This is a genomic window from Bacillus sp. FJAT-27001 (assembly GCF_019039175.1).
Classification (GTDB): Bacteria; Bacillota; Bacilli; order Bacillales; family Bacillaceae; genus Bacillus; species Bacillus velezensis.
Genome location: NZ_JAHOAA010000013.1, coordinates 39,342 through 60,745 on the forward strand (window position 1 = coordinate 39,342; position 21,404 = coordinate 60,745).

Below are 21,404 nucleotides of genomic sequence, written 5' to 3' on the forward strand. Positions count from 1 at the left end.
GACCCGTACGGGATTCGAACCCGTGTTACCGCCGTGAAAGGGCGGTGTCTTAACCGCTTGACCAACGGGCCGTTGTGTCCGCGTCGAGCTGACAAAAGTTATTATATACAGGTTGTACCCCATTTGTAAAGAGGAAAATTATTTTTTTTATTTTCAAACTTTTTTACCCGTTTTTTAACTGAAAAACTCATCCCTCCTCTCTTATTTCATTTATGATGAAAGTATCAAAATATTGAAGGGAATGGACACAGATGATCTTAGTCAGCTCTTGTCTCGGCGGTATCGAATGCAGGTATAACGGCTCTCACGCCGCTTCGGAAAAAATCCGCAGACTCGTAGAAGAAAAGAAAGCTGTTATGGTCTGCCCCGAACTTTTGGGCGGCTTCACCACTCCCCGCGAACCGGCGGAAATCATCGGCGGCACGGGCGAAGACGTGCTGAACGGAACGGCAAGAATCGTAACGGCATCAGGCGAAGACGTTACGGCTTTATATATGGACGGCGCGGAAAAAACATTAGCATACGCAAAAGAAATAGGCGCCGCCACGGTCATCCTTAAAGAAAACAGCCCGTCCTGCGGCAGCAGCTTCATCTATGACGGCACTTTTTCGGGGAAAAAAATAATCGGAGACGGCATCACTTCCGCTCTTTTAAAACGGGCAGGCTGCCGTGTTCTATCAGAAGATGAATTGGATCAATTATAAAAAAGGAGAGTAGATATCATGGATGTAGCCCTGTCCTTTTATAAACCGGAGCATGCAGACGGGCTGAACGGGTTTGTGCTGAGTGAAGAAGATAAAAAGTTCACAGCTCTGCCGATAGATGTACTGCCGCAGGCTCTTGTCATCCGGGATCGCTACCCGACAGTCATTTTAAAAGAAGACCGCCCCGTCGGTTTCTTTATTTTACATACCTCAAAAGAAACCATTGCCCCGTATTCGAACAATGTGTCTGCCATTTTGCTGAGTGCGCTGTCCTTACATGCGCCGCATCAGGGAAAAGGTTATGCCAAACAAGCGATGCTGCAGCTCCCCGCTTTTGTCGCAAATTACTTTCCTTGGTGTGATGAAATCGTGCTTGCTGTAAACCATCGCAATCATCGTGCAAAGAACCTGTACCGGTCTTCCGGTTTTATTGATAAAGGTCGTCGCAGGATCGGCCCGATCGGTGAACAGCACATTCTGCATCATTTTTTGTGAAAGCGCTTGATTATTCATCTCATCCCTGCCGATTTTTCTTGAAACATCTATTCAGAAGCCCATATACTTCAAGTATTAACGACTTGGGAGGGTACAATCATGACAGACCGGCTTAACATTCACAGATTGACCACAGAAACCAGAAATCCGCAGACCGCTTCAATCCATCAAGCAGACACGATGGAAATTCTCCGCATCATTAACGAAGAGGATTTCAAAGTGGCTGAAGCCGTTCAGCAGGTGCTGCCCGATATTCAGATTGCCGTTCAATTCGCCCATCAATCATTACGGCGAAACGGCAGGCTGATTTATGCGGGAGCGGGCACAAGCGGCAGACTCGGTGTACTGGATGCGGTTGAATGCCCGCCTACATACAGCGTAAGTCCCGACACCGTCATCGGTCTGATGGCCGGAGGAGCAGACGCCTTTTTGCAAGCGGCTGAAGGTATAGAAGACTGCGAGGAAACCGGCGCTCTCGATCTCAAAACGATCGGGCTTACCGCAGAAGACACCGTGATCGCCATCGCGGCAAGCGGGCGCACGCCGTATGCGGCCGGTGCGCTGAAATACGCAAAAACAATCGGCGCCAAAACCGTCGCGCTCACATGCAATAAACACTCATTGATCAGCACTTATGCCGATCACAGCATTGAAGTCATCGTCGGCCCCGAAGTGATTACAGGCTCAACACGAATGAAAGCGGCGACGGCACATAAAATGATTCTGAACATGATTTCCACGGCCGTGATGATCAAAAGCGGCAAAGTGTACAAAAATTTAATGGTGGACGTTCATGTCAGCAACGAAAAATTGAAAGAACGCGCAATCGGCATTATCCAAAGCATCACGGGCGTTCCGTACGACAAGGCAAAAGAAACGCTTGAGGCCGCAGGCAGCCATGTCAAAACGGCAATCGTCATGCTGAAGACGAATTCAGACGAAACACACGCGAAGGCACTGCTCAAAGAAGCAGACGGCTTCATTGACAAAGCCATTGAACAGCACGTTTCAAAAGAAAAAGAACGCTGATCGTTCTTTGGTGAAAAATAATGTGCTTTTATGAGCCCGCGCCGTTTTCATGATCGGCGCAGGCGCTTTTAGGACGCGTTTCAGGCACAGCTCCCCGGGAAAAATCGCACGGAAAAAAGGAGGATCTCCATGAGCAAAGAGGCATTTTATCAGTCACTGGCCAAAGACATCCTGGACAATTGCGGCGGTTCATCAAATATTTCAGGCTTTACCCACTGTATGACACGCCTGAGGATTACACCTTTAGATCAGGACAAAACGGATATTGAAGCGCTGAAACAGCTTGACGGGGTAATAGGCGTCGTCGAAGCCGAAACACTGCAGATCATTCTCGGCACGGGTGTCGTCAATCATGTCGCCGACGCTTTCGCAAAACTTGTGCCATCCGGAAAAAACATTGATTTAAAAGAAGCCGCCTCACGGAAAAAAGCCGATCTCAACAGAAAAAACACCACACCCATCAAATTGTTTCTGAGAAAAATATCAAGCATCTTCATTCCCCTTATTCCCGCACTCATTGCATCAGGTTTAATCACCGGTATTACGAAAGCCGTCATTCAGGCCGGCTGGCTCCCGAAAGAATCCCAAATCGCACTTATTTTAACGGTTATCGGTTCAGGCTTATTCGCTTACCTCGGCGTCCTTGTCGGCATCAATGCGGCGAAGGAATTCGGCGGGACACCCGCGATGGGCGGCCTTGCGGGCATATTGATCCTTAACCCTGAGATCGCCAATATCAGTTTGTTCGGAGAGAATCTGCTCCCTGGCAGGGGAGGATTAATCGGCGTTCTTTTCGCTGCGGTTTTTATCGCTTATACCGAACGGTTTATCAGAAAGTACGTCCATCAATCCATCGACATTATCGTCACGCCTACATTGTCTTTACTTATCACCGGGCTGGTGACATATCTCGTTTTTATCCCTGCAGGCGGTTTTATTTCTGATCTGATTACATCAGGTTTATTGTCGCTGCTGAATGTCGGGGGAGTGCTCTCAGGGTTTGTACTGGGAGCCTCCTTCCTGCCGCTTGTCGTCACCGGCCTGCATCAGGGCTTGACCCCCGTACATTTGGAGTTAATCCGATCAATCGGAGATGACCCGCTTCTTCCGATTCTCGCGATGGGAGGCGCGGGTCAGGTAGGGGCGGCCTTCGCCATCTTTATGAAAACAAAAAAAGCCTCATTGAAAAGAGCAATCGGCGGAGGACTTCCATCCGGTCTGCTCGGAATCGGAGAGCCGCTCATCTTCGGCGTCACGCTCCCGCTCGGCCGGCCGTTTTTGACGGCGTGTTTAGGGGCGGGAATCGGCGGCGCCTTTCAAGCCCATTTTCAGGTGGCTACTTTTTCAATCGGCGTCTCCGGCCTTCCGCTCTCGTTTCTCGTACAGCCGGCTCAAATCGTTTTGTATATCATCGGTCTCTTCATCTCTTACGCGGCAGGCTTTGTCTTCACTTATGCGTTCGGATTTAAGGATGACATGGCTGCTGAATTTGAATAAACCGGGAGGGATCAGAATATGAAAACACTGACAGCCGCCATACTCACAATGGTCATCAGCCTCTCTTTTCTGCCGCAGCACAAAGCCGAAGCCCAATCCAAATTATACGACGCAGCAAAGCTCAGAAAGGTTGATCAAATGATTGAAAAAGACATCGCAGCAGGATTCCCTGGAGCCGTCCTCGTCGTCGTAAAGGACGGACGGGTGATCAAAAAGAAAGCATACGGCTACAGCAAAAAATATGACGGGAACGTCCTTTTATCCCGTCCGAAAAAAATGAAAACATCAACCATGTTTGATCTAGCTTCCAATACAAAAATGTACGCGGCGAATTTTGCATTACAGCGACTCGTCAGCCAGGGAAAGCTTGATGTGTATCAAAAAGTCTCGGCTTACCTTCCTGATTTCAAAGACAGAAAAAGCGATCCGATTCAAGAAAAAGACCGCATTCGCGTCATCGATGTGCTCCAGCATCAATCCGGTCTGCCGGCAAGCTTTTATTTCTATCAGCCGGACACCGCAGGCCCTTTGTATTCACAAAAACGGGATAAAACGATCCGTTTTCTCACTCAAATCCCGCTTGCATACAAACCGGGAACAAAACACGTATACAGCGATATCGGTTACATGCTTCTCGGCTGCATCATTGAAAACATAACCGGAAAAACCCTTGATGCCTATGCGGAACAAGAACTGTACAAACCGCTGAAACTGACGCACACACTGTTCAACCCGCTGCAAAAAGGCTTTAAAGAAAAAGCATTCGCAGCTACTGAACGTTTAGGCAACACACGTGACGGAGTCATCCATTTCCCTCACATCAGGACGTATACGCTGCAGGGGGAAGTTCACGATGAAAAAGCATTTTACTCAATGGGAGGGGTGTCCGGTCACGCCGGGCTGTTTTCCAGAGCTGATGATATGGCCGTCCTTCTTCAAGTCATGCTGAACGGAGGCAGTTATAAACACGTTTCTCTCTTCAATAAAAGAACGGCTGATTTGTTCACAACGGCGGCATCCTCTGATCCGACTTTCGCTCTCGGCTGGCGGAAAAACGGCACCCCGGATATGGAGTGGATGTTCGGCCCTTATGCAAGCAGGCAGGCATATGGCCATACGGGATGGACCGGCACCGTCACGATTATTGATCCCGCTTATAAGCTGGGGATCGCACTTTTGACCAATAAAAAGCATTCCCCCGTCGTCAGTCCCGGTGAAAACCCGAATGTTTTTGAAGGGGATCTTTTTCCGACCGGAAGCTACGGCAGCATCATAAAAACGATTTATGAAGCCATTGAATGACAACCCATGTCTTTTGTCCAAACTATGACGGCAGGAGGGCACCATCATGAAACTTGTTATCTCAGCTGTATTACTGTTGTTCATTGTTTTCGGCACGCATCATGTATCGACAAAACCGGACATTCCGTCACAGGCGGAACAAGCGGTATCCCGTATGACATTAGATGAAAAATTAGGGCAGATGCTCATGCCTGATTTTCGCAATTGGCAAAAAAAGGGGCAGTCGTCACCTGAGGCTCTTACCCAAATGAATAAAGAAGTCGCAGGGCTTATTCAAAAGTACCGGTTCGGCGGCGTTATTTTATTTGCAGAAAATGTAAAAAACACTGAACAAACGGTACGCCTGACAGATGCCTTTCAAAAGGCGAGCCCTGACATTCCGCTATTATTAAGCATTGATCAGGAGGGCGGCATCGTAACTAGACTTGGTGAGGGCACTCATTTCCCAGGCAATATGGCGCTCGGAGCCGCTAGAAAAACAGCCTACGCGTCCCAGACCGGCGCCATTATCGGGAAAGAACTGAAAGCACTGGGCATTAATACGAACTTCGCTCCCGTTCTCGATATCAATAATAATCCCGGAAACCCTGTCATCGGCGTCAGGTCGTTCAGTTCAGACCGAGATCTGACAGCTTCACTCGGTCTTGCCTCAATGAAGGCTCAGCAAAAGCAGGATGTCGCTGCCGCCGTCAAACATTTCCCGGGACACGGCGACACGGATGTCGACAGCCACTACGGTCTTCCGCTTGTCACCCACAATCAAGAAAGGCTGCGTCAGATTGAACTTTATCCGTTCCGGAAGGCCATTCAGGCCGGAGCTGATATGATCATGACAGCCCATGTGCAATTTCCCGCGTTTGACGATACAACCTATAAAAGCAAGCTGGACGGTTCAGACATCCTCGTACCCGCCACGCTCTCGAAAAAAGTGATGACTCATCTTCTCCGTGAGGAAATGGGCTTTAACGGCGTCATCGTCACGGATGCATTAAATATGAAAGCCATTGCCGATCATTTCGGCCAGGAAGAGGCGGTCGTCATGGCCGTAAAAGCAGGAGTCGATATTGCCCTGATGCCGGCCCAAGTGACATCGCTGCAAACAGAAAACCGCTTTGCCCGGGTTCATTCCGCATTAAAAAAGGCGGTACAAAAAGGGGATATTCCGCTTCAGCAAATTAACAAATCGGCGGAGCGCATCATTTCCCTGAAAATAAAACGAGGGATATATCCCGCCCCGAAAAAGACAAATCTGAAAAAGAAGATTGCAAAAGCAAAGAAAACCGTCGGCAGCAAAAATCATCTGAAAGCTGAAAAACAAATCGCGGAAAGGTCCGTCACCGTCTTACAAAACAAAAACCGCACGCTCCCATTCAAACCAAAAAAGAACAGCCGCGTTCTCATTGCCGCTCCATATGAAGATCAAACAGCGTCAATGGAACAAACCATTCGGCAGCTCATCAAGAAGAAAAAAATCCGGCCGGTAACCATCAGTAAAATGAACTTCGCCGAGCGCACATTTCATGATGAACACAAAAAGCAGATAACTGACGCTGATTACGTGATTACAGGCTCATATGTTGTGAAAAATGATCCTGTCGTAAACGACGGCGTGATTGACGATTCCGTCACAGATCCCGGCAAGTGGACGACTGCATTTCCGCGGGCAGTCATGAAAGCCGCACAATCGAACCAAAAACCCTTTGTGCTGATGAGCCTGCGTAATCCATATGACGCCGCGAACTTTGAAGAAGCTGAAGCCCTTATCGCAGTCTACGGCTTTAAAGGATATACAGACGGACAATTTCTCCAGCCAAACATTCCGGCAGGCGTTGAAGCGATATTCGGACAGACAACACCGCAAGGCAGGCTGCCCGCTGACATTCCTTCCGTCACGCATCCGGGAACGACACTGTATCCTTATGGTTTCGGTATCAATCTGAAGACCGGAAAACCGCTTTAAACAGGAGGACTGATCATGAAAACACAAACGGCTGCGCTTCTTGCCGGATTAGTCGTCATCAGTGCTATGACGGCAGTCTCGGCAGCTTCTGACAGAAACCTTCATACCGCCAAGAAACCAAGCATCCAAACAGGCATCGACCGCCTGCTGAAAGATTATAAACAGGAACTGAAGGGAAAAAGGGTCGGGCTGATCACCAACCCGACCGGTGTGAACAATTCATTGAAAAGCAGCGTTGACGTGCTGTATGAGGCACCAGACATCCACTTGACGGCATTATTCGGACCGGAGCACGGTGTCCGCGGCGATGCTCAGGCCGGAGACAAAGTCACATCGTATATAGACGAAAAAACAGGGCTTCCCGTCTACAGCCTGTACGGGGAAACGAGGAAACCGACGCCTGACATGCTGAAAGATACAGATGTGCTGATTTTCGATATTCAGGATGTCGGAACGCGATACTACACCTACATTTATACAATGGCCTATGCCATGGAAGCGGCCAAAGAAAAAGGCATTCCTTTTTATGTATTGGACCGGCCGAATCCGCAAGGCGGACGAAATCCGGACGGCCCGGTTCTTGAACCGGATTACGCTTCATTTGTCGGACTGTATCCGATCCCGCTGAAGCACGGCATGACGATCGGTGAGCTTGCTCTTTTATTCAATAAAGAGTTTCATATTGGCGCCGACCTAACCGTCGTAAAAATGAAGCGCTGGAAGCGGACGATGACGATTGAAGATACCGGTCTGCCGTTCGTCCTCCCTTCGCCTAATATCCCGACCCCGGACAGCATATTCGCATATTCGGCGACAGGACTAATCGAAGGCACAAACGTATCCGAAGGAAGGGGCACGACAAAGCCGTTTGAACTGATCGGCGCGCCTTATATGAAAAACACCGAGCTCGAAGAACGCCTGAACAGTCTCAAGCTTCCGGGTGTCACCTTCAGAGCCGCATCATTTATCCCCAGCTTTTCCAAGCACCAGGGCAAACTGTGCCACGGCGTACAAGTCTACGTAACAAACAGAAACACATTTGAAGCGGCAAAAACAGGGCTTTCCATTCTGAAAACCATGCATGACTTATATCCGAATGACTTTTCATTCTTGCCGACAGGCTCTTTTGACAAGTTGATCGGTAACGGCTGGGTACGCAAAAAAATAGAAAAAGGCGCTTCCATTGAAGACATCACCGGCACATATCAACGCCGGCTGGACCAATTCAAAACTATAAGAAAACAATACCTCATATACTGACAACATTCGTGTTACACGTGTAACATTTTGACGCATTTCACATTTCCGCTTTTTATAGGAAAACATTCATTTATTTGGTACAATTTAAATGATAACAGTTATCATTTAAATGAATGTTTCCTAAAAGGTGGTTTCTCATGAAAAACATATTATTCTTTCAGCCCATTGATATCATCTCCGTAAAAAAAACAGCCGACCTTCTGTCAGAGCATCAGCTCACTGATTCCCCCGTATTGATCTTTCATGTGAAAGGCGAGGGACAAATTGATATCGGAACAGACAGCTTTCCGCTGCAGAAGGAAACGCTCTACATCTGTCCTTGTGATGAGACATTCAATATTGCCCCTATACCGTCAGGCGGCATCCATTTGTATATCGTCAGACTCCGTGTTTTCTCCTATTCATCAGATGATGAAGCGATGCTTCCGGATAACGGGGAAGACATCTTCCACGGACTTCAGCAAATGAATTTACAAACGGTTGATCATTTGACAAGCCGGCTTCAGTCACTTTCTGAAAACGTGCGATCGGCGGATGCATTGCAGAAAATGAAATATACAGCCGACTTTCAGCAGCTGATGTATGACCTTTATGCTGCAAAAGTATGCCATCAAAATAATACGAAAGCGGCGATCGAACAGACAAAACAATTCATACATGCTCAGTCCGACACAAAAATCACGCTCACCCAGCTCGCTCATATGGCGGGAATCAGTCCCAAGCATTACAGTGAAACCTTTAAAAAACTATACGGGCAGAGCGTAACTGAATATATCACAGACATCCGCATAACCAATGCGAAAAAACTGATGGCCAAGGCAAACTGCAAACTGCGGGAAATCGCTCATCAAATCGGCTACCAAGACGAATTTTATTTCAGCCGCATCTTTAAAAAACATACCGGCAGCTCACCTACAAGCTATATGAAAAAAAGGCGCACAAAAATGGCCGCGTACGGAAAAGAAACGATGGGGCATCTGATTCCTCTGCATCACGTGCCTTATGCTGCGGCGCTGCACCCGAAATGGACGGCCTATTATTACAAACAATTCTCTTCCGATATTCCGGTTCACCTGAGTGCTTACCGCTATAATGCAAATTGGGAAGAGAACCTGCACACGCTTTCCCAAGCTGCCCCGGACATCATTTTCAGTCTTGATTCTGTCAGTGAAGAAGAAAAACAGCGCCTGAATGACATCACTGACGTTTTTTACCTTCCGGCTCAAGAGAATTGGAGAGACCAGTTTCTTCGCACAGCCGCATATTTGAATGAAGAGCAGGAAGCGCGGCACTGGCTTAAAGCTTATCAAAGTCTCGCCCATTCAGCGAAAGATGCTCTGAAACACGTGCGGCATCAGCGGTTCTTATTTGTCCGTGTATATAAAGAAAATATGTACATCGCCCATAACAACAGTATTGAGGATGTCTTCTTCGGTGATTTAGGCTTTGCCTCCGCAAAACCGGAATCTTTTGCTCCTGACGAAAAGATTTCCTTGGACATGCTGGCGGATTGCCAGGCTGACTGCATCATGCTTTTCACTTGTAAAGAACCGGAAACGCTTCGTTATTTTCAGCGGATTCAGCAGACCGGGATATGGCAGAACCTTAGAGCCGTCAGCAATAAACGCGTGTTTCCCATATCATCTGACCCGTGGATTGAATATTCTCCAAGCGGACATCAGCGGATGATCGAGCAAAGCATTTCCATTTTATCCGAAGATCGTCCATGGTAATGCCGGAAATTATCCATGGTCTTATCCCTGTTCATTCTCTATAATTCCAATTGATAATAGTTATCAATTGAACAGGAGGAACAATAGATGAAGAAATTGGCATTCGCTTTCATGATTTTGCTTTTGGCTTTCACGGCCGCGGCTTGCGGAAGCTCAGAAACATCTGATACAGCAAGTAAAGGAAAGGACGCTTCTTCAGATAAAAAGAAAATCGAATATCTCGGAAAAACATATGAAGTCAAAGCGCCGACTGACAAAATCGCCATTACAGGCAGCGTAGAATCAATGGAAGACGCCAAATTGCTTGACGTTCATCCGGCAGGGGCAATTTCTTTCTCCGGCAAATTCCCGGAACTGTTTAAAGATATTACAGATAAATCCGTATCTACGGGAGAAAAAATGCAGCCGAATATGGAAAAAATTCTTGAGCTGCAGCCGGACGTCATTCTGGCATCAACCAAATTCCCGGAAAAAACGTTGAAAAAATTGAGCGGCACCGCTGAAACGATCCCTGTCTCTCATATCTCATCAAACTGGAAAGAAAACATGATGCTGCTCGCCCAGCTTACAGATAAAGAGAAAAAAGCGAAAAAAATCATCGCAGATTACGAACAGGACCTGAAAAAGACAAAAACAAAGATCAACAGCAAAGCGAAACAGTCAAACGCGCTGGTCATCAGAATCAGACAAGGCAATATTTATATTTATCCTGAACAAGTATATTTCAACTCCACGCTTTACGGTGATTTAGGCCTGAAGGCGCCGGACGAAGTCAAAGCGGCGAAAGCGCAGGAACTGATTTCTCTTGAAAAATTAAGCGAAATGAACCCTGACCATATCTTCGTACAATTCTCTGATGACGAAAACGCAGATAAGCCGGACGCTTTGAAAGACTTAGAGAAAAATCCGATCTGGAAGAGCCTGAAGGCAGTCAAAAAAGACCATGTATACGTCAATACGATTGATCCATTAGCCCAAGGCGGAACCGCGTGGAGTAAAATCAGCTTCTTACAGGTTGCGGCTGACAAATTGACTCAAGACTAATAAAGAGTAGGTTTTTCACATGTATGCAAAACGGCGGACACACATGATTATCATTGCTTCACCGATTGCCATTGTTCTGTCACTGCTGCTTTCCGTTTTATACGGCGCAAAGCAGCTTGACATCCATACCGTGTTCTCCGCATTGCTGCACTTTAATCCGGAGAATACCGACCATCAGATCATATGGCATTCAAGAATCCCGAGGGCTGCCGGCGCTATGTTTATCGGCGCAGCCCTTGCTGTTTCCGGAGCGCTCATGCAGGGAATCACACGGAACTATCTGGCCTCGCCTTCGATCATGGGTGTGTCGGACGGCTCCGCTTTTATCATCACCCTTTGCATGGTATTGCTCCCTCAATCGACATCCATTGAAATGATCATATACTCGTTTATCGGTTCCGCATTCGGCGCCGCTCTTGTTTTCGGGCTGGCCTCCATTCTTCCCGGCGGTTTTACCCCGGTGCAGCTTGCCATCATCGGAACGGTGACAAGTATGCTTCTCAGCAGTCTGTCGGCTGCGCTTTCGATTTATTTTCAAATTTCGCAGGATCTCAGTTTTTGGTACAGTGCGAGACTGCATCAAATGAACCCTGATTTTTTGAAACTGGCCGTCCCGTTTTTTGCGATCGGAATCATCACGGCCATGATTCTCAGCAAAAAGGTCACTGCCGTATCATTAGGAGACGACATTTCAAAAAGTCTGGGACAGCAGAAAAGAACCATCAAACTCATGGCGATGGCGGCCGTTGTTATATTGACCGGAAGCTCGGTGGCACTCGCCGGAAAAATTGCCTTTGTCGGTTTGGTCGTTCCGCACATCACACGTTTTCTCGTCGGATCGGACTACAGCAGGCTGATCCCATGCGCGTGCATCATCGGCGGCGTCTTCCTGACTCTTTGCGACCTTGCCAGCCGATTCATCAATTATCCCTTTGAGACGCCTATTGAAGTTGTCACTTCTATCATCGGTGTTCCTTTCTTTCTTTATTTGATTAAAAGAAAAGGAGGGGATCAGCGTGGTGCGTAAAATGGCCGGAATTTATATCATTCTGATTGCTCTCATATTGCTCGTAAGCTATTTCAGCATGACAAGCGGTTCTTTTTCCGCAAAGCCGGGTGAACTGCTCAGTACGCTTTTCCGCATCCATCCGAATCCGCAATATGACATTTTGCTGTTTCAGCTGAGGCTGCCGCGCATTGTCATAGCTGCTGCCATCGGGCTCGGATTGGGGATAGCCGGAGCCGTTATTCAGGCCATTACCAAAAACGGTCTTGCCGATCCCGGTATTTTGGGCATTAATGCAGGAGCCGGAGCCGGAATCGTCACGTTTATGCTTCTGTTTCAGGGACAATCTGAAGCGACGGCACTTGCCTCTGCGATGGGTATGCCTGTCTTCGGCCTCATCGGAGGATTGATGGCGGCCGTGCTGATCTATATTTTCGCCTGGCACCGGGGGCATCTGGAATCGGGCAGAATTATTCTCGTCGGGATCGCCATGAATTCCGGATTCAGCGCGCTGTCTTTATTTCTTTCATTAAAAATGGACCCGCAGGATTATGAGATGGCGATGGTTTGGAAAAACGGCAGTATCTGGTCGGCAAACTGGATGACCATTACGGCGATCCTTCCGTGGCTGATCGTGTTCATTCCTCTGCTTATGGCGAAAACGTCATTGCTGGATACCATTCGTTTCGATGAGGACACGGTGAAAAGCCTCGGTGTTTCAACCAATAAAGAAAAAACGATTTTACTCATTGCCTGCATCGCTTTGATCAGCGCATGTGTAACCGCAGCGGGCAGCATGGCATTTGTCGGACTGATCGCGCCCCATATTTCCCGCAGGCTCGCCGGGATTGAGCACAGATACTCATTACCGGTCAGCGGATTGGTCGGTATGCTCCTCGTCATATCCGCCGACTTTGCGGGCAAATTGTTCTTTCAGCCTTCAGAAGTGCCGGCGGGAATTATTCTTGCGATTCTCGGCGTTCCTTATTTCTTTTTTCTTCTGTTTAAGCAAAAGAAGGGGCTGGATGCATGAGAGGCACCCTTACAGAACACCGGATAAACGGAAAGGAATGCACTGTGTATCTTCCTCCCTCCTATTCGGTTCAAACAGGGGCTTTACCCTGTGTGTACGTACTGGACGGGGGTTCTTTGTTTTTAGAACAGATGGATAACCTTGAATCCCAATTTGCGAACGGTACACTTCCCGAATTGATTTTCATCGGCATCAAACCGGCTGACAGGCTCGATGAGTACACGCCGTGGCCCGCGCCTTCCCTGAGCCCTGCGTTTCATGATTTCGGCGGCAAAGGGAGGCTCTTTCTCGAGGAGCTGACAAATGTCATCATTCCAACTGTAGAAGATATGCATCACATTTCTGCACATCCGGAAACAAGAGGCCTGATCGGCGCGTCATTAGGCGGACTGTTTTCGATATACGCGATGCTGCAAAAGCCTGAAATATTCGGCAGAATCGGTTGTATTTCCGGTTCCTTCTGGTATGAAAAATCAGCAGATTATGTCCGCTCCGCATCTTTGCGTCCGGCACGGGGGCGTATCTATATGTCTGTCGGCAGCCGCGAAGCTGAGCATAAAAACAACATCCAAAACAACATGATCCGACAAAATAAAGACGTGCATGAAAGCCTGAGGCAAAAAGGCTTTTCTCAATCTCAGCTCTCTTTCACGATCGAAGAGGGCGCCGTGCACCATCAAGAAGCATTCAAACGACAATTCAATGCAGCACTAAGCTGGCTGTACGGAAAAAACCGCTCACGTAGCTGAGCGGTTTTTTTCATACTTCATCACGACCGGCTTAAGTTCAAAGTGTCTCAGCAAATAGCCGAACAAAGCGGCAAGGATTTGCTGAAAGAGCATCCCGATGACGACCGGAACCGCCACTTGAGACGGAAAAAAAGACACGGCGAGAACGGCGCCGGCGCTGATATTGCGCATGCCCCCCGTATAAATCAGAGACACGATTTCATCCTGGCTCCGCTTCATCAGTCTTCCGATCAGCCAAGCCACGGCATAACCCGTCATGGCAATAAAAAATACCATGCCAGCGATGCCCGCAAATTTGATATCCACGTGCGTGACATACGGCGCGATTTCCGAACTGTTAATGGCAATGACAATCATCAGACAGATTTTTGAAAAAGGAGACAGCGACCGGCTTATTGCCTGAGTCCTTACCGGCGGGGAAAACTGGTTGACTATCATCCCTGCGATGGATGGAATCACCACCATCTCCGCCAGCCCTTTCATCATTCCCCACACATCCATCTGAACATTCGCCCCGGCCAGGACAGACAGGCTTAACGGTACGATAAAAGGAGAAAGCACGGTATCAACCAGGATAATAGACAGCGTCAATCCGACATTCCCCTTATACATCGCAGCCCAAATCAAACTCGTAATTCCGGTCGGAATCACCACACCCATAATCAGCCCCGTCACAGTTAAAGGGTCACCGCTGAAAATCAGATGGCCGCTACCCCATGCAAAAACAGGCATGAAAATATGCAGAACAAACAATGCCATGATCATCGGGAGCGGCTTCTCGATACTGCGCTTCAGCGAATGAAAATTGGCACTCAGACTGCCCGTAAATGTAATAAATGCAAATATCCACGGCACAGCGCCGGCCATCCAGCTGATATGCTGAGATAACAGCACACCCGCCGCCACACTTGACGGAGTCAAAAGCGGCATGATTCTCCCCAACACTTGGTTCAACTTCTGAAGCCACATCATATGCAAGTCTCCTATATACGGTTTTCAAGTCTCATTCATTATAACAATGCACCCCGGCAAATTTAACCGAAAAAAAGCCCGGATATATTCATCCGGACTTCACAAATTCTATGCCATTTGTTTCATTAAATCTCGGCTTTTCTGATTTAATCCCTTTAATTCAGCCTCAATTCCGTATTCTTTACATTTGGCGACAATTTTCTCAAGAGCCGCCGCTCCCGAATCATCCCACACGTGGGCGTCGGTCAAATCAATGACAATCCGTTTCACGTCTTCATCATAAACGATGGCATTCATGAGCTCAGACACGGAAGCAAAAAAGATCTGTCCCGTTACCTTATAAGTTCTGACATCTTTCTGTTCGGAATGTGACACAATCTTCAGCTTAGAAATTTTCGCCGTAAAAAAGATCGCGCTTAGCAGCACACCCGCGAAGACACCCTTTGATAAATCATTTGTCAGGACGACCGTCATGACGGTAATAACCATAACGATCGAATCAGTAAGGGGCGCTTTCCGCAAACCTTTAATCGATGACCAGTCGAACGTGCCGATGGACACCATAACCATCACGGCCACCAGCGCAGCCATCGGAATTTTCACGACGATACCGCTTAATACGGCAATTAAAAACATTAAAAACGCGCCGGCGGTAAAAGCCGATAATCGGCCGCGTCCGCCGGCTTTCGTATTAATGACAGACTGGCCGATCATGGCGCACCCGGCCATGCCTCCGAAAAATCCGTTCACAATATTGGCGATGCCTTGTCCGCGGCTTTCTTTGTTCTTATCACTATCCGTATCCGTCATTTCATCAATGATCTGGGCTGTCAGCAATGACTCGAGCAATCCGACGAAAGCAAGCGCCAGAGAATACGGGAAAATAATCCGCAATGTCTCAAACGTCCACGGAACATCCGGTATCAAGAAATGCGGAAGTGAACTTGTAATCCCGCCCATATCACCGACCGTGCGGACATCCGCATGGAAGACCACCGCAATGATCGTCATGACAATAATCGCCACCAGCGGAGACGGCACAGCCGTCGTAACCTTCGGCAATAGATATATGATAGCCAGTGATCCGGCAAGCATGGCGTACATGACCCATGAGGCTCCTTTGAACTGGGGCAGCTGCGCAGAAAAAATCAAGATCGCCAAAGCATTCACAAATCCGATCATGACCGAACGCGGAATAAATTTCATCAATTTCGCTATCTTACTGACACCAAGAATAAATTGAATAATACCTGTCAAAATGGTTGCCGCAAACAAATACTGCAGCCCGTAATCAGCCACCAATGTCACCATGACAACCGCCATTGAACCCGTAGCGGCTGAAATCATTCCCGGTCTGCCGCCGAAGATAGAAATAATAATCGCGATACAAAATGATGCATAAAGGCCGACCATCGGATCGACACCTGCAATAATTGAAAATCCGATCGCCTCAGGGATCAGAGCGAGGGCAACCAGAATACCGGCCAGAATGTCTTTACGGACATTCCCGAACCATTGCTGCTGTAACGTATAATCTTTCAAATGATAACGACTCCTTTTCACTATAAAAATCCGCACCCTATCAGTTGGAAACATTGATTTTCATCTGGGGAATATGAGGCAATCTTACGGGGAAAAAGAGGACACGCTCAGAGTATAATGTCGTTGAGGAAAGGAATTGTTAACAAAGAGTATCATATTAAACTTTAAAGAAATGTGCAAGCCGTATAAATAAGAAAAGAAAACGGCCCTCACTGGAGCCGTTTCCGCTTTTATAAAAGTTCCGGATCAGACACAAGAATCGTTTTTATTGCGCTGATATCCTTTCTTTCTTTTGTCACCGGGTCGATGCCCATGAGATGATCAATGGCTTCTTCATAATTCTTCAGTTCCGTCTTTTCCGTAATAAAATCATAGAGCTGCGGAAGGGCGGACGCGCATGCTAACGCGGCTTCCATGATCTGGCGGGCTTCACCTGTGCCCACAATCGTTACGCCGTTTGACAGCAGCTGGTACGGCCTGACCGTCATCTCATACGTATCATCAAAGCCCATCGGCACGATTCTGCCTCCCTTTTCAATAAAAGGATAAGCCCAATCAAGCTGATTGCCGATCGCGTCAAAAATCACATCAAATTTTCTTCCTTGATTAATCCGTTTCACTTCATCCACGGTTAATGCTTCAGGGTGGTAGACATAATCAGATATCCGGCTTGCCGCCTCGCTTCGGAAACTGCCTATTTCAGTCGCAACCGTCAATCGCGCCAGTTTTTTCACCATCATTTGCACAAGCAGTCCGATCGGTCCGGATCCCAAAACCAAGACCGCGTCCTCCGGCTGAATCGAAGCCTTGTCCACAACATTCAGCACACAGGAGAGAGGCTCAACCAATGTGGCCCGCTCCCATTCCATTGAATCCGGAATTTTGTACATGAACCTGTCTTCCCCCACGTAATATTCCGCAAACGTTCCGTGCGCCCCGATTCCGAGCTGCCAATCCTCGAAGGTTTCGCAATAACACGTCAGCCCTCTCCGGCAATAATGACATTTCCCGCAAAACTGTGTAGGATCTATCACGACCCGGTCTCCGACTTTTACATTTGTCACGTCCGGTCCGATTTCCACGACCGCTCCCACCGATTCATGCCCCATAATCATATGATGGGTTGCATTCATTTTTCCTTTCAGCACATTTAAGTCCGTTCCGCAGATACCGGTGCCGAAAATTTTCACTTTCACATCATTGGATTTCCGAATTTGAGGCTCGTCCACCTCTTGATATTCAAGCTTATCATTAGGAGTCCAGACCAACGCCTTCATATTTCTCTTCCTTTCTGCCCCAGCGGATTTGGTCTAACAATGTTTGATGAAGCTCCTTCGTTGATGCCGCAATACATGATTGCTGATTCTGATAACTTAAATCTGTCAGAAGCGTTTCGTCCAAAGACCGGCCGTACGCATCCGTAATGACCACTCCCGCCTTCTTCGCCAAAAAGACGCTTGCGGCAATATCATAAGGAAATAAATGCAGCACCTCTCCGTTCCCGACCTGCTGAAAATCTGAAAGCAGCTTCGGATCATCTTTCAGCAGACGATTGCCGATATCCACATAAGCATCCATCTGCCCCGTGATAATTCGTGAAATCGAATAAGAAGCGCTGTTGAAAACAAAAACCCCGCCATTATTGGCCGACTGGTCAATCAGATGGCCGTATGCGTCCGTCATCAGCTGCGCCGGATGCCCGTTAAATTCAAGGCTCCAAAACATATTTTTAATATCCCGCACTCCGCTCAAATTCGGCAATTCTCCATGATACCCTTCAAAATGAATGGCATCGCTGTATATATCACCGTACATATAAGCGCCTGATTTCAATTCAAGTAAAAAAGCAAACTCGATATCCTTAATCTTTGCGTTTGGCTTATACGAAGCAAGCGCAATCGAAATACACGACATTTCAAGTCCTGCGGCGGCCGGGCGCGTTCCGTCTATCGGATCTACAATTAAAATATATTGCGGATCTTCTCCAATCAGCTTCAGGCCGCCATCCTCCGTGTAAAAAGCAACCGGATGGCCCTTTTCTTGAATATAATCCAGCACCGCCTCCTCAGCAGCGGCGTCTATGTTAAATTGGGCGTCGCCTCCCGGAGAATAGCCATTTACGAGCCGGTTTTTCAGCGTGCCTTTTTGATTTTTCACCTTTTGATAAACAAATTGTCCAAGCTCAATGATATAGTCTCTCACTTGATTTCCTCCAATAGCTTGCGAAGTCTGTAGCAGAGCACTTCGGCTTCACTAAGTGTTATGGTTAAAGGCGGACGGATTTTAAAGACATTTCCGAATCCGTAACGGGATGTCCGGAGAATCAGCCCGTAATCCATTGCCCGTTTTGCAATATAATTGGTCAGCTCCACATCCGGTTCATTGTTCTCTTTAACAATCTCCACACCGATCATAAGACCGACGCCTCTTACCTCAGAAATAAAAGCGAAATCCTCTTTCATCGTTTCTAAGCGATCCATAATATAATGACCGACCGTCGTTACATTTTCCAAAAATCCCGGTCGCTGCATGATATCTATGGTTTTACAAGCGGCAGCGGCGGCCATCACATTTGAGCCGTACGTGAAGGAGTGCGTATACCCCGGAAGCCCGGTATACTTGTCCTCCGTCAGAGTGGCGGCGACTTGAAAGCCTGTGCCCCCGAGCCCTTTTGCTACCGTCATCATATTAGGTTTCACATCGAAGTGGTCCGCGGCAAACATTTTACCCGTCCGTCCGAACCCGGTCTGAATTTCATCAAAAATCAGAGCGATATCATGTTCATCACAAAGCTTTCTCAGCTGTTTAAAATACTCTTTAGGCGGAACGACATTTCCACCGTTTCCGGATATCGGTTCAATAATCATGGCGGCAATTTTCCCATTGCTCGCATACTCAATAAAATCATTAATTCTTTCTACGCACAGCATACCGCATGAATCAGGTTTCTGATTATAAAAACAGCGGCTGCAATAGGGATCGGGGACTTGCAGGCCAAAAGAAATTTGCGGCGGGAAAGGTTCTTTTCTGAATGAGTTGCCGGACAAAGCGGAAGTCATATACGTTTGTCCGAGGTGGCTTCGAAATAAGGAGATGACATCGGTTTTTCCGGAGTAATACTGAGCCATTTTAATAGCTCCTTCATTTGCACCGGAACCGCTGCTGACTTTAGGGTGTACTTTTGTGAGATTATCGGGGGCGATTTCTACTAGTTTTTCTGCCAGTTTATTTACGGCGTCTGTTTGAAAAGATGATGTTACATGGATGAGCTTATCGGCTTGTTCTTTAACCGTATCAATGACCTCTTTGTTACCGTATCCTAAATTCAAGTTAAACGTGGCAGAAGCGCAATCAATGTACTCATTTCCCTCTTGATCGTACAGGTAAATCCCTTCTCCGCGCTCCATTACTACATCGTCAACACTGTAATACAAGCTGTCTGGATTCGTGATTTCCTTCGTTCCCACAAATACCACCCCTATGAAATTATTAGAATTTCGCTTTTTATCGTATAAATTATTGAAAATAATGTCAACGATCTTTCTTGTAAAAAATGTTAACAATTTGTTAACGTTACCATAATGGATGTACGAGAAAAAGTTATGTGATATAGTAACAATACTTGGATTTTTTGTAAAAACATCATGTCATACGAGTAGAGAGAAATATGATTTTACCAATAAGGAGATAAAATGATGAAAACTCGTCTGCTGTGGATAAGCTGTTTTTCTTATGGATCGATTGCTTTTACACTTGTTATTCTGGGAGCCGTACTGCCTGAGTTACTCACACATTATTCACAAAGCTACAGTAATGGCGGAGTATTGGTATTTTCTCAGTTCATGGGCTTTCTCATCGGAGTTATTGGCATGCCATACATGGTGAAAAAGCTTGGGCGCAAAAACGTCGTTATCTATGGCCTGGCACTCATCAGCTGTGAAATGTTCATCACCTTCCTGCCGCCCTGGCCGCTGCTCTTTCTTCTCGTCAGCATCGCAGGGCTTGGCGCCGGATTGGTGGAATCCTGTGTAGGCACGATCATCCTCACCGCTATTAAAGAAAGACAGGCTGTGGCCATGAGCAAGATGGAAGTGGCCTACGGATTAGGTGCGCTGTTCATGCCTCTGCTCTCAGGCTTTCTTATCAACAACCACATGTGGACAATTGCTTTTTTAGTATTAGGGTTATCCAGTTTTGCACTCTTAATCGCATGGAAGCAGATGAGTTTCGGCAGTATTGATCAGCTTCTCATCCGCAAAGAGGTCTCTTCCGATGACACTAAAAAACAAAGCACCGGTTATCGGTCACACGGATTGCTGTTTATTGCCTTGGCGGGTGCTTACTTCTTCTTTTACGGCGGCAGTGAAGTTTCCATTGTACATTTTATCCCCTCCATCTTCGCTGAGAAATGGGATATCCCCAACTCTTTGGCAACGATAACAGTTACTGTGTATTGGACGGGGATGATCATCGGAAGATTATTAACAGGCCCGGTATCAGAAAAGCTGACATATCACCGTTATCTCCGTCTCATAAGCATTGGCGGTCTGGCTGCACTTACCGTATTAGCATTAAGCAAAAACGTATGGTTCGGTTTTGCCCTTTGCTTCTTTTTAGGGCTGTTCATGGCAGGCATGTTTGCAATAGCCCTAATCATCACGAATCATTTTTATCCCGGAAAGACAGAAACGACTACCAGTATTCTGCTCGCTTCAAACGGATTAGGAGGTTCACTCCTTCCGATCGTCGTCGGCTGGAGCTTAGATGAATATCCCGTACAAACTGCGTTCTGGCTGTTTACTGCACTGATGCTCCTTATGCTGCTGATTGTGTTCAGTTTAAGAATGCTCGAGACAATAAAATCAAACAATCTTCAACATCACAACAGCAAAGCAAAATCAATGTAAACAAAAAAGCTAATGCCTTTCAAAGGCATTAGCTTTATATATCTATGTGATCTTTCATATAAAAAACCCAGTTCATCATGAACTGGGTTAAGATAGCTTGGCAGCGTCCTACTCTCACAGGGGGAAACCCCCGACTACCATCGGCGCTGAAGAGCTTAACTTCCGTGTTCG

The 21,404-nt window shown here is 47.2% G+C and carries 18 protein-coding genes, 1 tRNA gene and 1 rRNA gene; 13 read left to right on the top strand and 7 right to left on the bottom strand.

All coding sequences use genetic code 11. The annotated features are described in order from the left end of the window. Nucleotides 1-71 (bottom strand) — tRNA-Glu (locus BGM27_RS19865). Between the two features lie 180 nt (nt 72-251). Here BGM27_RS19865 and BGM27_RS19870 point away from each other — a divergent pair. From BGM27_RS19870 to BGM27_RS19925, 12 genes are all read left to right on the top strand, one after another. Then, nucleotides 252-704, top strand: a complete 453-nt coding sequence (locus tag BGM27_RS19870) for a 2-thiouracil desulfurase family protein (RefSeq protein WP_007408014.1) — start codon at nt 252-254, stop codon at nt 702-704. Between the two features lie 18 nt (nt 705-722). Further along, entirely contained in the window at nt 723-1,199 is a 477-nt protein-coding gene (locus BGM27_RS19875; RefSeq protein ID WP_007408015.1) for a GNAT family N-acetyltransferase, read from the top strand. Between the two features lie 99 nt (nt 1,200-1,298). Then, complete coding sequence (gene murQ, locus BGM27_RS19880; protein WP_020953855.1) at nt 1,299-2,228, top strand: N-acetylmuramic acid 6-phosphate etherase; 930 nt, start codon at nt 1,299-1,301, stop codon at nt 2,226-2,228. Nucleotides 2,229-2,357: 129 nt separating this feature from the next. Further along, nucleotides 2,358-3,725, top strand: coding sequence for a PTS transporter subunit EIIC (locus BGM27_RS19885; protein WP_007408017.1), 1,368 nt, complete (start codon nt 2,358-2,360; stop codon nt 3,723-3,725). An 18-nt stretch (nt 3,726-3,743) separates the two neighbouring features. Next, a complete protein-coding gene (pbp4b, locus tag BGM27_RS19890) occupies nt 3,744-5,027 on the top strand; it encodes a penicillin binding protein PBP4B (RefSeq protein WP_007408018.1) in 1,284 nt (427 codons plus the stop codon). 46 nt (nt 5,028-5,073) lie between these two features. Next, nucleotides 5,074-6,987, top strand: coding sequence for a glycoside hydrolase family 3 protein (locus BGM27_RS19895; protein WP_007408019.1), 1,914 nt, complete (start codon nt 5,074-5,076; stop codon nt 6,985-6,987). A 15-nt stretch (nt 6,988-7,002) separates the two neighbouring features. Then, a complete protein-coding gene (locus BGM27_RS19900) occupies nt 7,003-8,247 on the top strand; it encodes an exo-beta-N-acetylmuramidase NamZ family protein (RefSeq protein WP_007408020.1) in 1,245 nt (414 codons plus the stop codon). 137 nt (nt 8,248-8,384) lie between these two features. Beyond that, the gene (btr, locus tag BGM27_RS19905; protein ID WP_007408021.1) at nt 8,385-9,980 is read left to right on the top strand and encodes a bacillibactin transport transcriptional regulator Btr; all 1,596 of its coding nucleotides are present in this window, start codon (nt 8,385-8,387) and stop codon (nt 9,978-9,980) included. Between the two features lie 87 nt (nt 9,981-10,067). Further along, nucleotides 10,068-11,024 carry an ABC transporter substrate-binding protein gene (locus tag BGM27_RS19910; protein ID WP_003156778.1) on the top strand — a complete coding sequence of 319 codons (957 nt, stop codon included), beginning with the start codon at nt 10,068-10,070 and terminating at the stop codon, nt 11,022-11,024. A 19-nt stretch (nt 11,025-11,043) separates the two neighbouring features. Beyond that, nucleotides 11,044-12,051, top strand: coding sequence for a FecCD family ABC transporter permease (locus tag BGM27_RS19915; protein ID WP_007408022.1), 1,008 nt, complete (start codon nt 11,044-11,046; stop codon nt 12,049-12,051). 1 nt (nt 12,052) lies between these two features. Next, nucleotides 12,053-13,063: an iron ABC transporter permease FeuC gene (gene feuC, locus BGM27_RS19920; protein ID WP_032865141.1), complete on the top strand. Its 1,011-nt coding sequence runs from the start codon at nt 12,053-12,055 to the stop codon at nt 13,061-13,063. Further along, a complete protein-coding gene (locus BGM27_RS19925; RefSeq protein ID WP_007408024.1) occupies nt 13,060-13,812 on the top strand; it encodes an alpha/beta hydrolase in 753 nt (250 codons plus the stop codon). The genes feuC and BGM27_RS19925 overlap by 4 nt, the downstream gene beginning before the upstream one ends. Here BGM27_RS19925 and BGM27_RS19930 read toward each other — a convergent pair. The 5 genes from BGM27_RS19930 to BGM27_RS19950 all read right to left on the bottom strand — a co-directional run bounded on the left by BGM27_RS19930 (nt 13,801) and on the right by BGM27_RS19950 (nt 19,793). Next, the gene (locus BGM27_RS19930; protein WP_113629840.1) at nt 13,801-14,742 is read right to left on the bottom strand and encodes a bile acid:sodium symporter family protein; all 942 of its coding nucleotides are present in this window, start codon (nt 14,740-14,742) and stop codon (nt 13,801-13,803) included. The two genes, BGM27_RS19925 and BGM27_RS19930, sit on opposite strands and share 12 nt — an antisense overlap. A 150-nt stretch (nt 14,743-14,892) precedes the next feature. Next, nucleotides 14,893-16,326: a SulP family inorganic anion transporter gene (locus BGM27_RS19935; protein ID WP_007408026.1), complete on the bottom strand. Its 1,434-nt coding sequence runs from the start codon at nt 16,324-16,326 to the stop codon at nt 14,893-14,895. 230 nt (nt 16,327-16,556) lie between these two features. After that, a complete protein-coding gene (locus BGM27_RS19940; RefSeq protein ID WP_007408027.1) occupies nt 16,557-17,603 on the bottom strand; it encodes a zinc-dependent alcohol dehydrogenase in 1,047 nt (348 codons plus the stop codon). Continuing rightward, the gene (locus tag BGM27_RS19945) at nt 17,578-18,528 is read right to left on the bottom strand and encodes an inositol monophosphatase family protein (protein ID WP_007408028.1); all 951 of its coding nucleotides are present in this window, start codon (nt 18,526-18,528) and stop codon (nt 17,578-17,580) included. The genes BGM27_RS19940 and BGM27_RS19945 overlap by 26 nt, the downstream gene beginning before the upstream one ends. Continuing rightward, the gene (locus BGM27_RS19950; RefSeq protein ID WP_007408029.1) at nt 18,525-19,793 is read right to left on the bottom strand and encodes an aspartate aminotransferase family protein; all 1,269 of its coding nucleotides are present in this window, start codon (nt 19,791-19,793) and stop codon (nt 18,525-18,527) included. The genes BGM27_RS19945 and BGM27_RS19950 overlap by 4 nt, the downstream gene beginning before the upstream one ends. 228 nt (nt 19,794-20,021) lie before the next feature. Here BGM27_RS19950 and BGM27_RS19955 point away from each other — a divergent pair, with 228 nt between their 5' ends. Beyond that, nucleotides 20,022-21,233 carry an MFS transporter gene (locus tag BGM27_RS19955; RefSeq protein ID WP_007408030.1) on the top strand — a complete coding sequence of 404 codons (1,212 nt, stop codon included), beginning with the start codon at nt 20,022-20,024 and terminating at the stop codon, nt 21,231-21,233. Nucleotides 21,234-21,328: 95 nt separating this feature from the next. Here the strand turns inward: BGM27_RS19955 and rrf are convergent. Then, nucleotides 21,329-21,404, bottom strand: a 5S ribosomal RNA gene (gene rrf, locus BGM27_RS20960); the annotation flags it as partial.

Bases quoted from the DNA above. Each gene is read 5' to 3' on its own strand.
- BGM27_RS19930 (WP_113629840.1), bottom strand. From the start codon at position 14,742: ATGCCGCTTTTGACTCCGTCAAGTGTGGCGGCGGGTGTGCTGTTATCT.
- btr (WP_007408021.1), top strand. From the start codon at position 8,385: ATGAAAAACATATTATTCTTTCAGCCCATTGATATCATCTCCGTAAAA.
- BGM27_RS19915 (WP_007408022.1), top strand. From the start codon at position 11,044: ATGTATGCAAAACGGCGGACACACATGATTATCATTGCTTCACCGATT.
- BGM27_RS19925 (WP_007408024.1), top strand. From the start codon at position 13,060: ATGAGAGGCACCCTTACAGAACACCGGATAAACGGAAAGGAATGCACT.
- BGM27_RS19900 (WP_007408020.1), top strand. From the start codon at position 7,003: ATGAAAACACAAACGGCTGCGCTTCTTGCCGGATTAGTCGTCATCAGT.
- BGM27_RS19870 (WP_007408014.1), top strand. From the start codon at position 252: ATGATCTTAGTCAGCTCTTGTCTCGGCGGTATCGAATGCAGGTATAAC.
- feuC (WP_032865141.1), top strand. From the start codon at position 12,053: ATGGCCGGAATTTATATCATTCTGATTGCTCTCATATTGCTCGTAAGC.
- pbp4b (WP_007408018.1), top strand. From the start codon at position 3,744: ATGAAAACACTGACAGCCGCCATACTCACAATGGTCATCAGCCTCTCT.
- BGM27_RS19895 (WP_007408019.1), top strand. From the start codon at position 5,074: ATGAAACTTGTTATCTCAGCTGTATTACTGTTGTTCATTGTTTTCGGC.
- BGM27_RS19910 (WP_003156778.1), top strand. From the start codon at position 10,068: ATGAAGAAATTGGCATTCGCTTTCATGATTTTGCTTTTGGCTTTCACG.
- BGM27_RS19955 (WP_007408030.1), top strand. From the start codon at position 20,022: ATGAAAACTCGTCTGCTGTGGATAAGCTGTTTTTCTTATGGATCGATT.
- BGM27_RS19885 (WP_007408017.1), top strand. From the start codon at position 2,358: ATGAGCAAAGAGGCATTTTATCAGTCACTGGCCAAAGACATCCTGGAC.
- BGM27_RS19875 (WP_007408015.1), top strand. From the start codon at position 723: ATGGATGTAGCCCTGTCCTTTTATAAACCGGAGCATGCAGACGGGCTG.
- BGM27_RS19940 (WP_007408027.1), bottom strand. From the start codon at position 17,603: ATGAAGGCGTTGGTCTGGACTCCTAATGATAAGCTTGAATATCAAGAG.
- murQ (WP_020953855.1), top strand. From the start codon at position 1,299: ATGACAGACCGGCTTAACATTCACAGATTGACCACAGAAACCAGAAAT.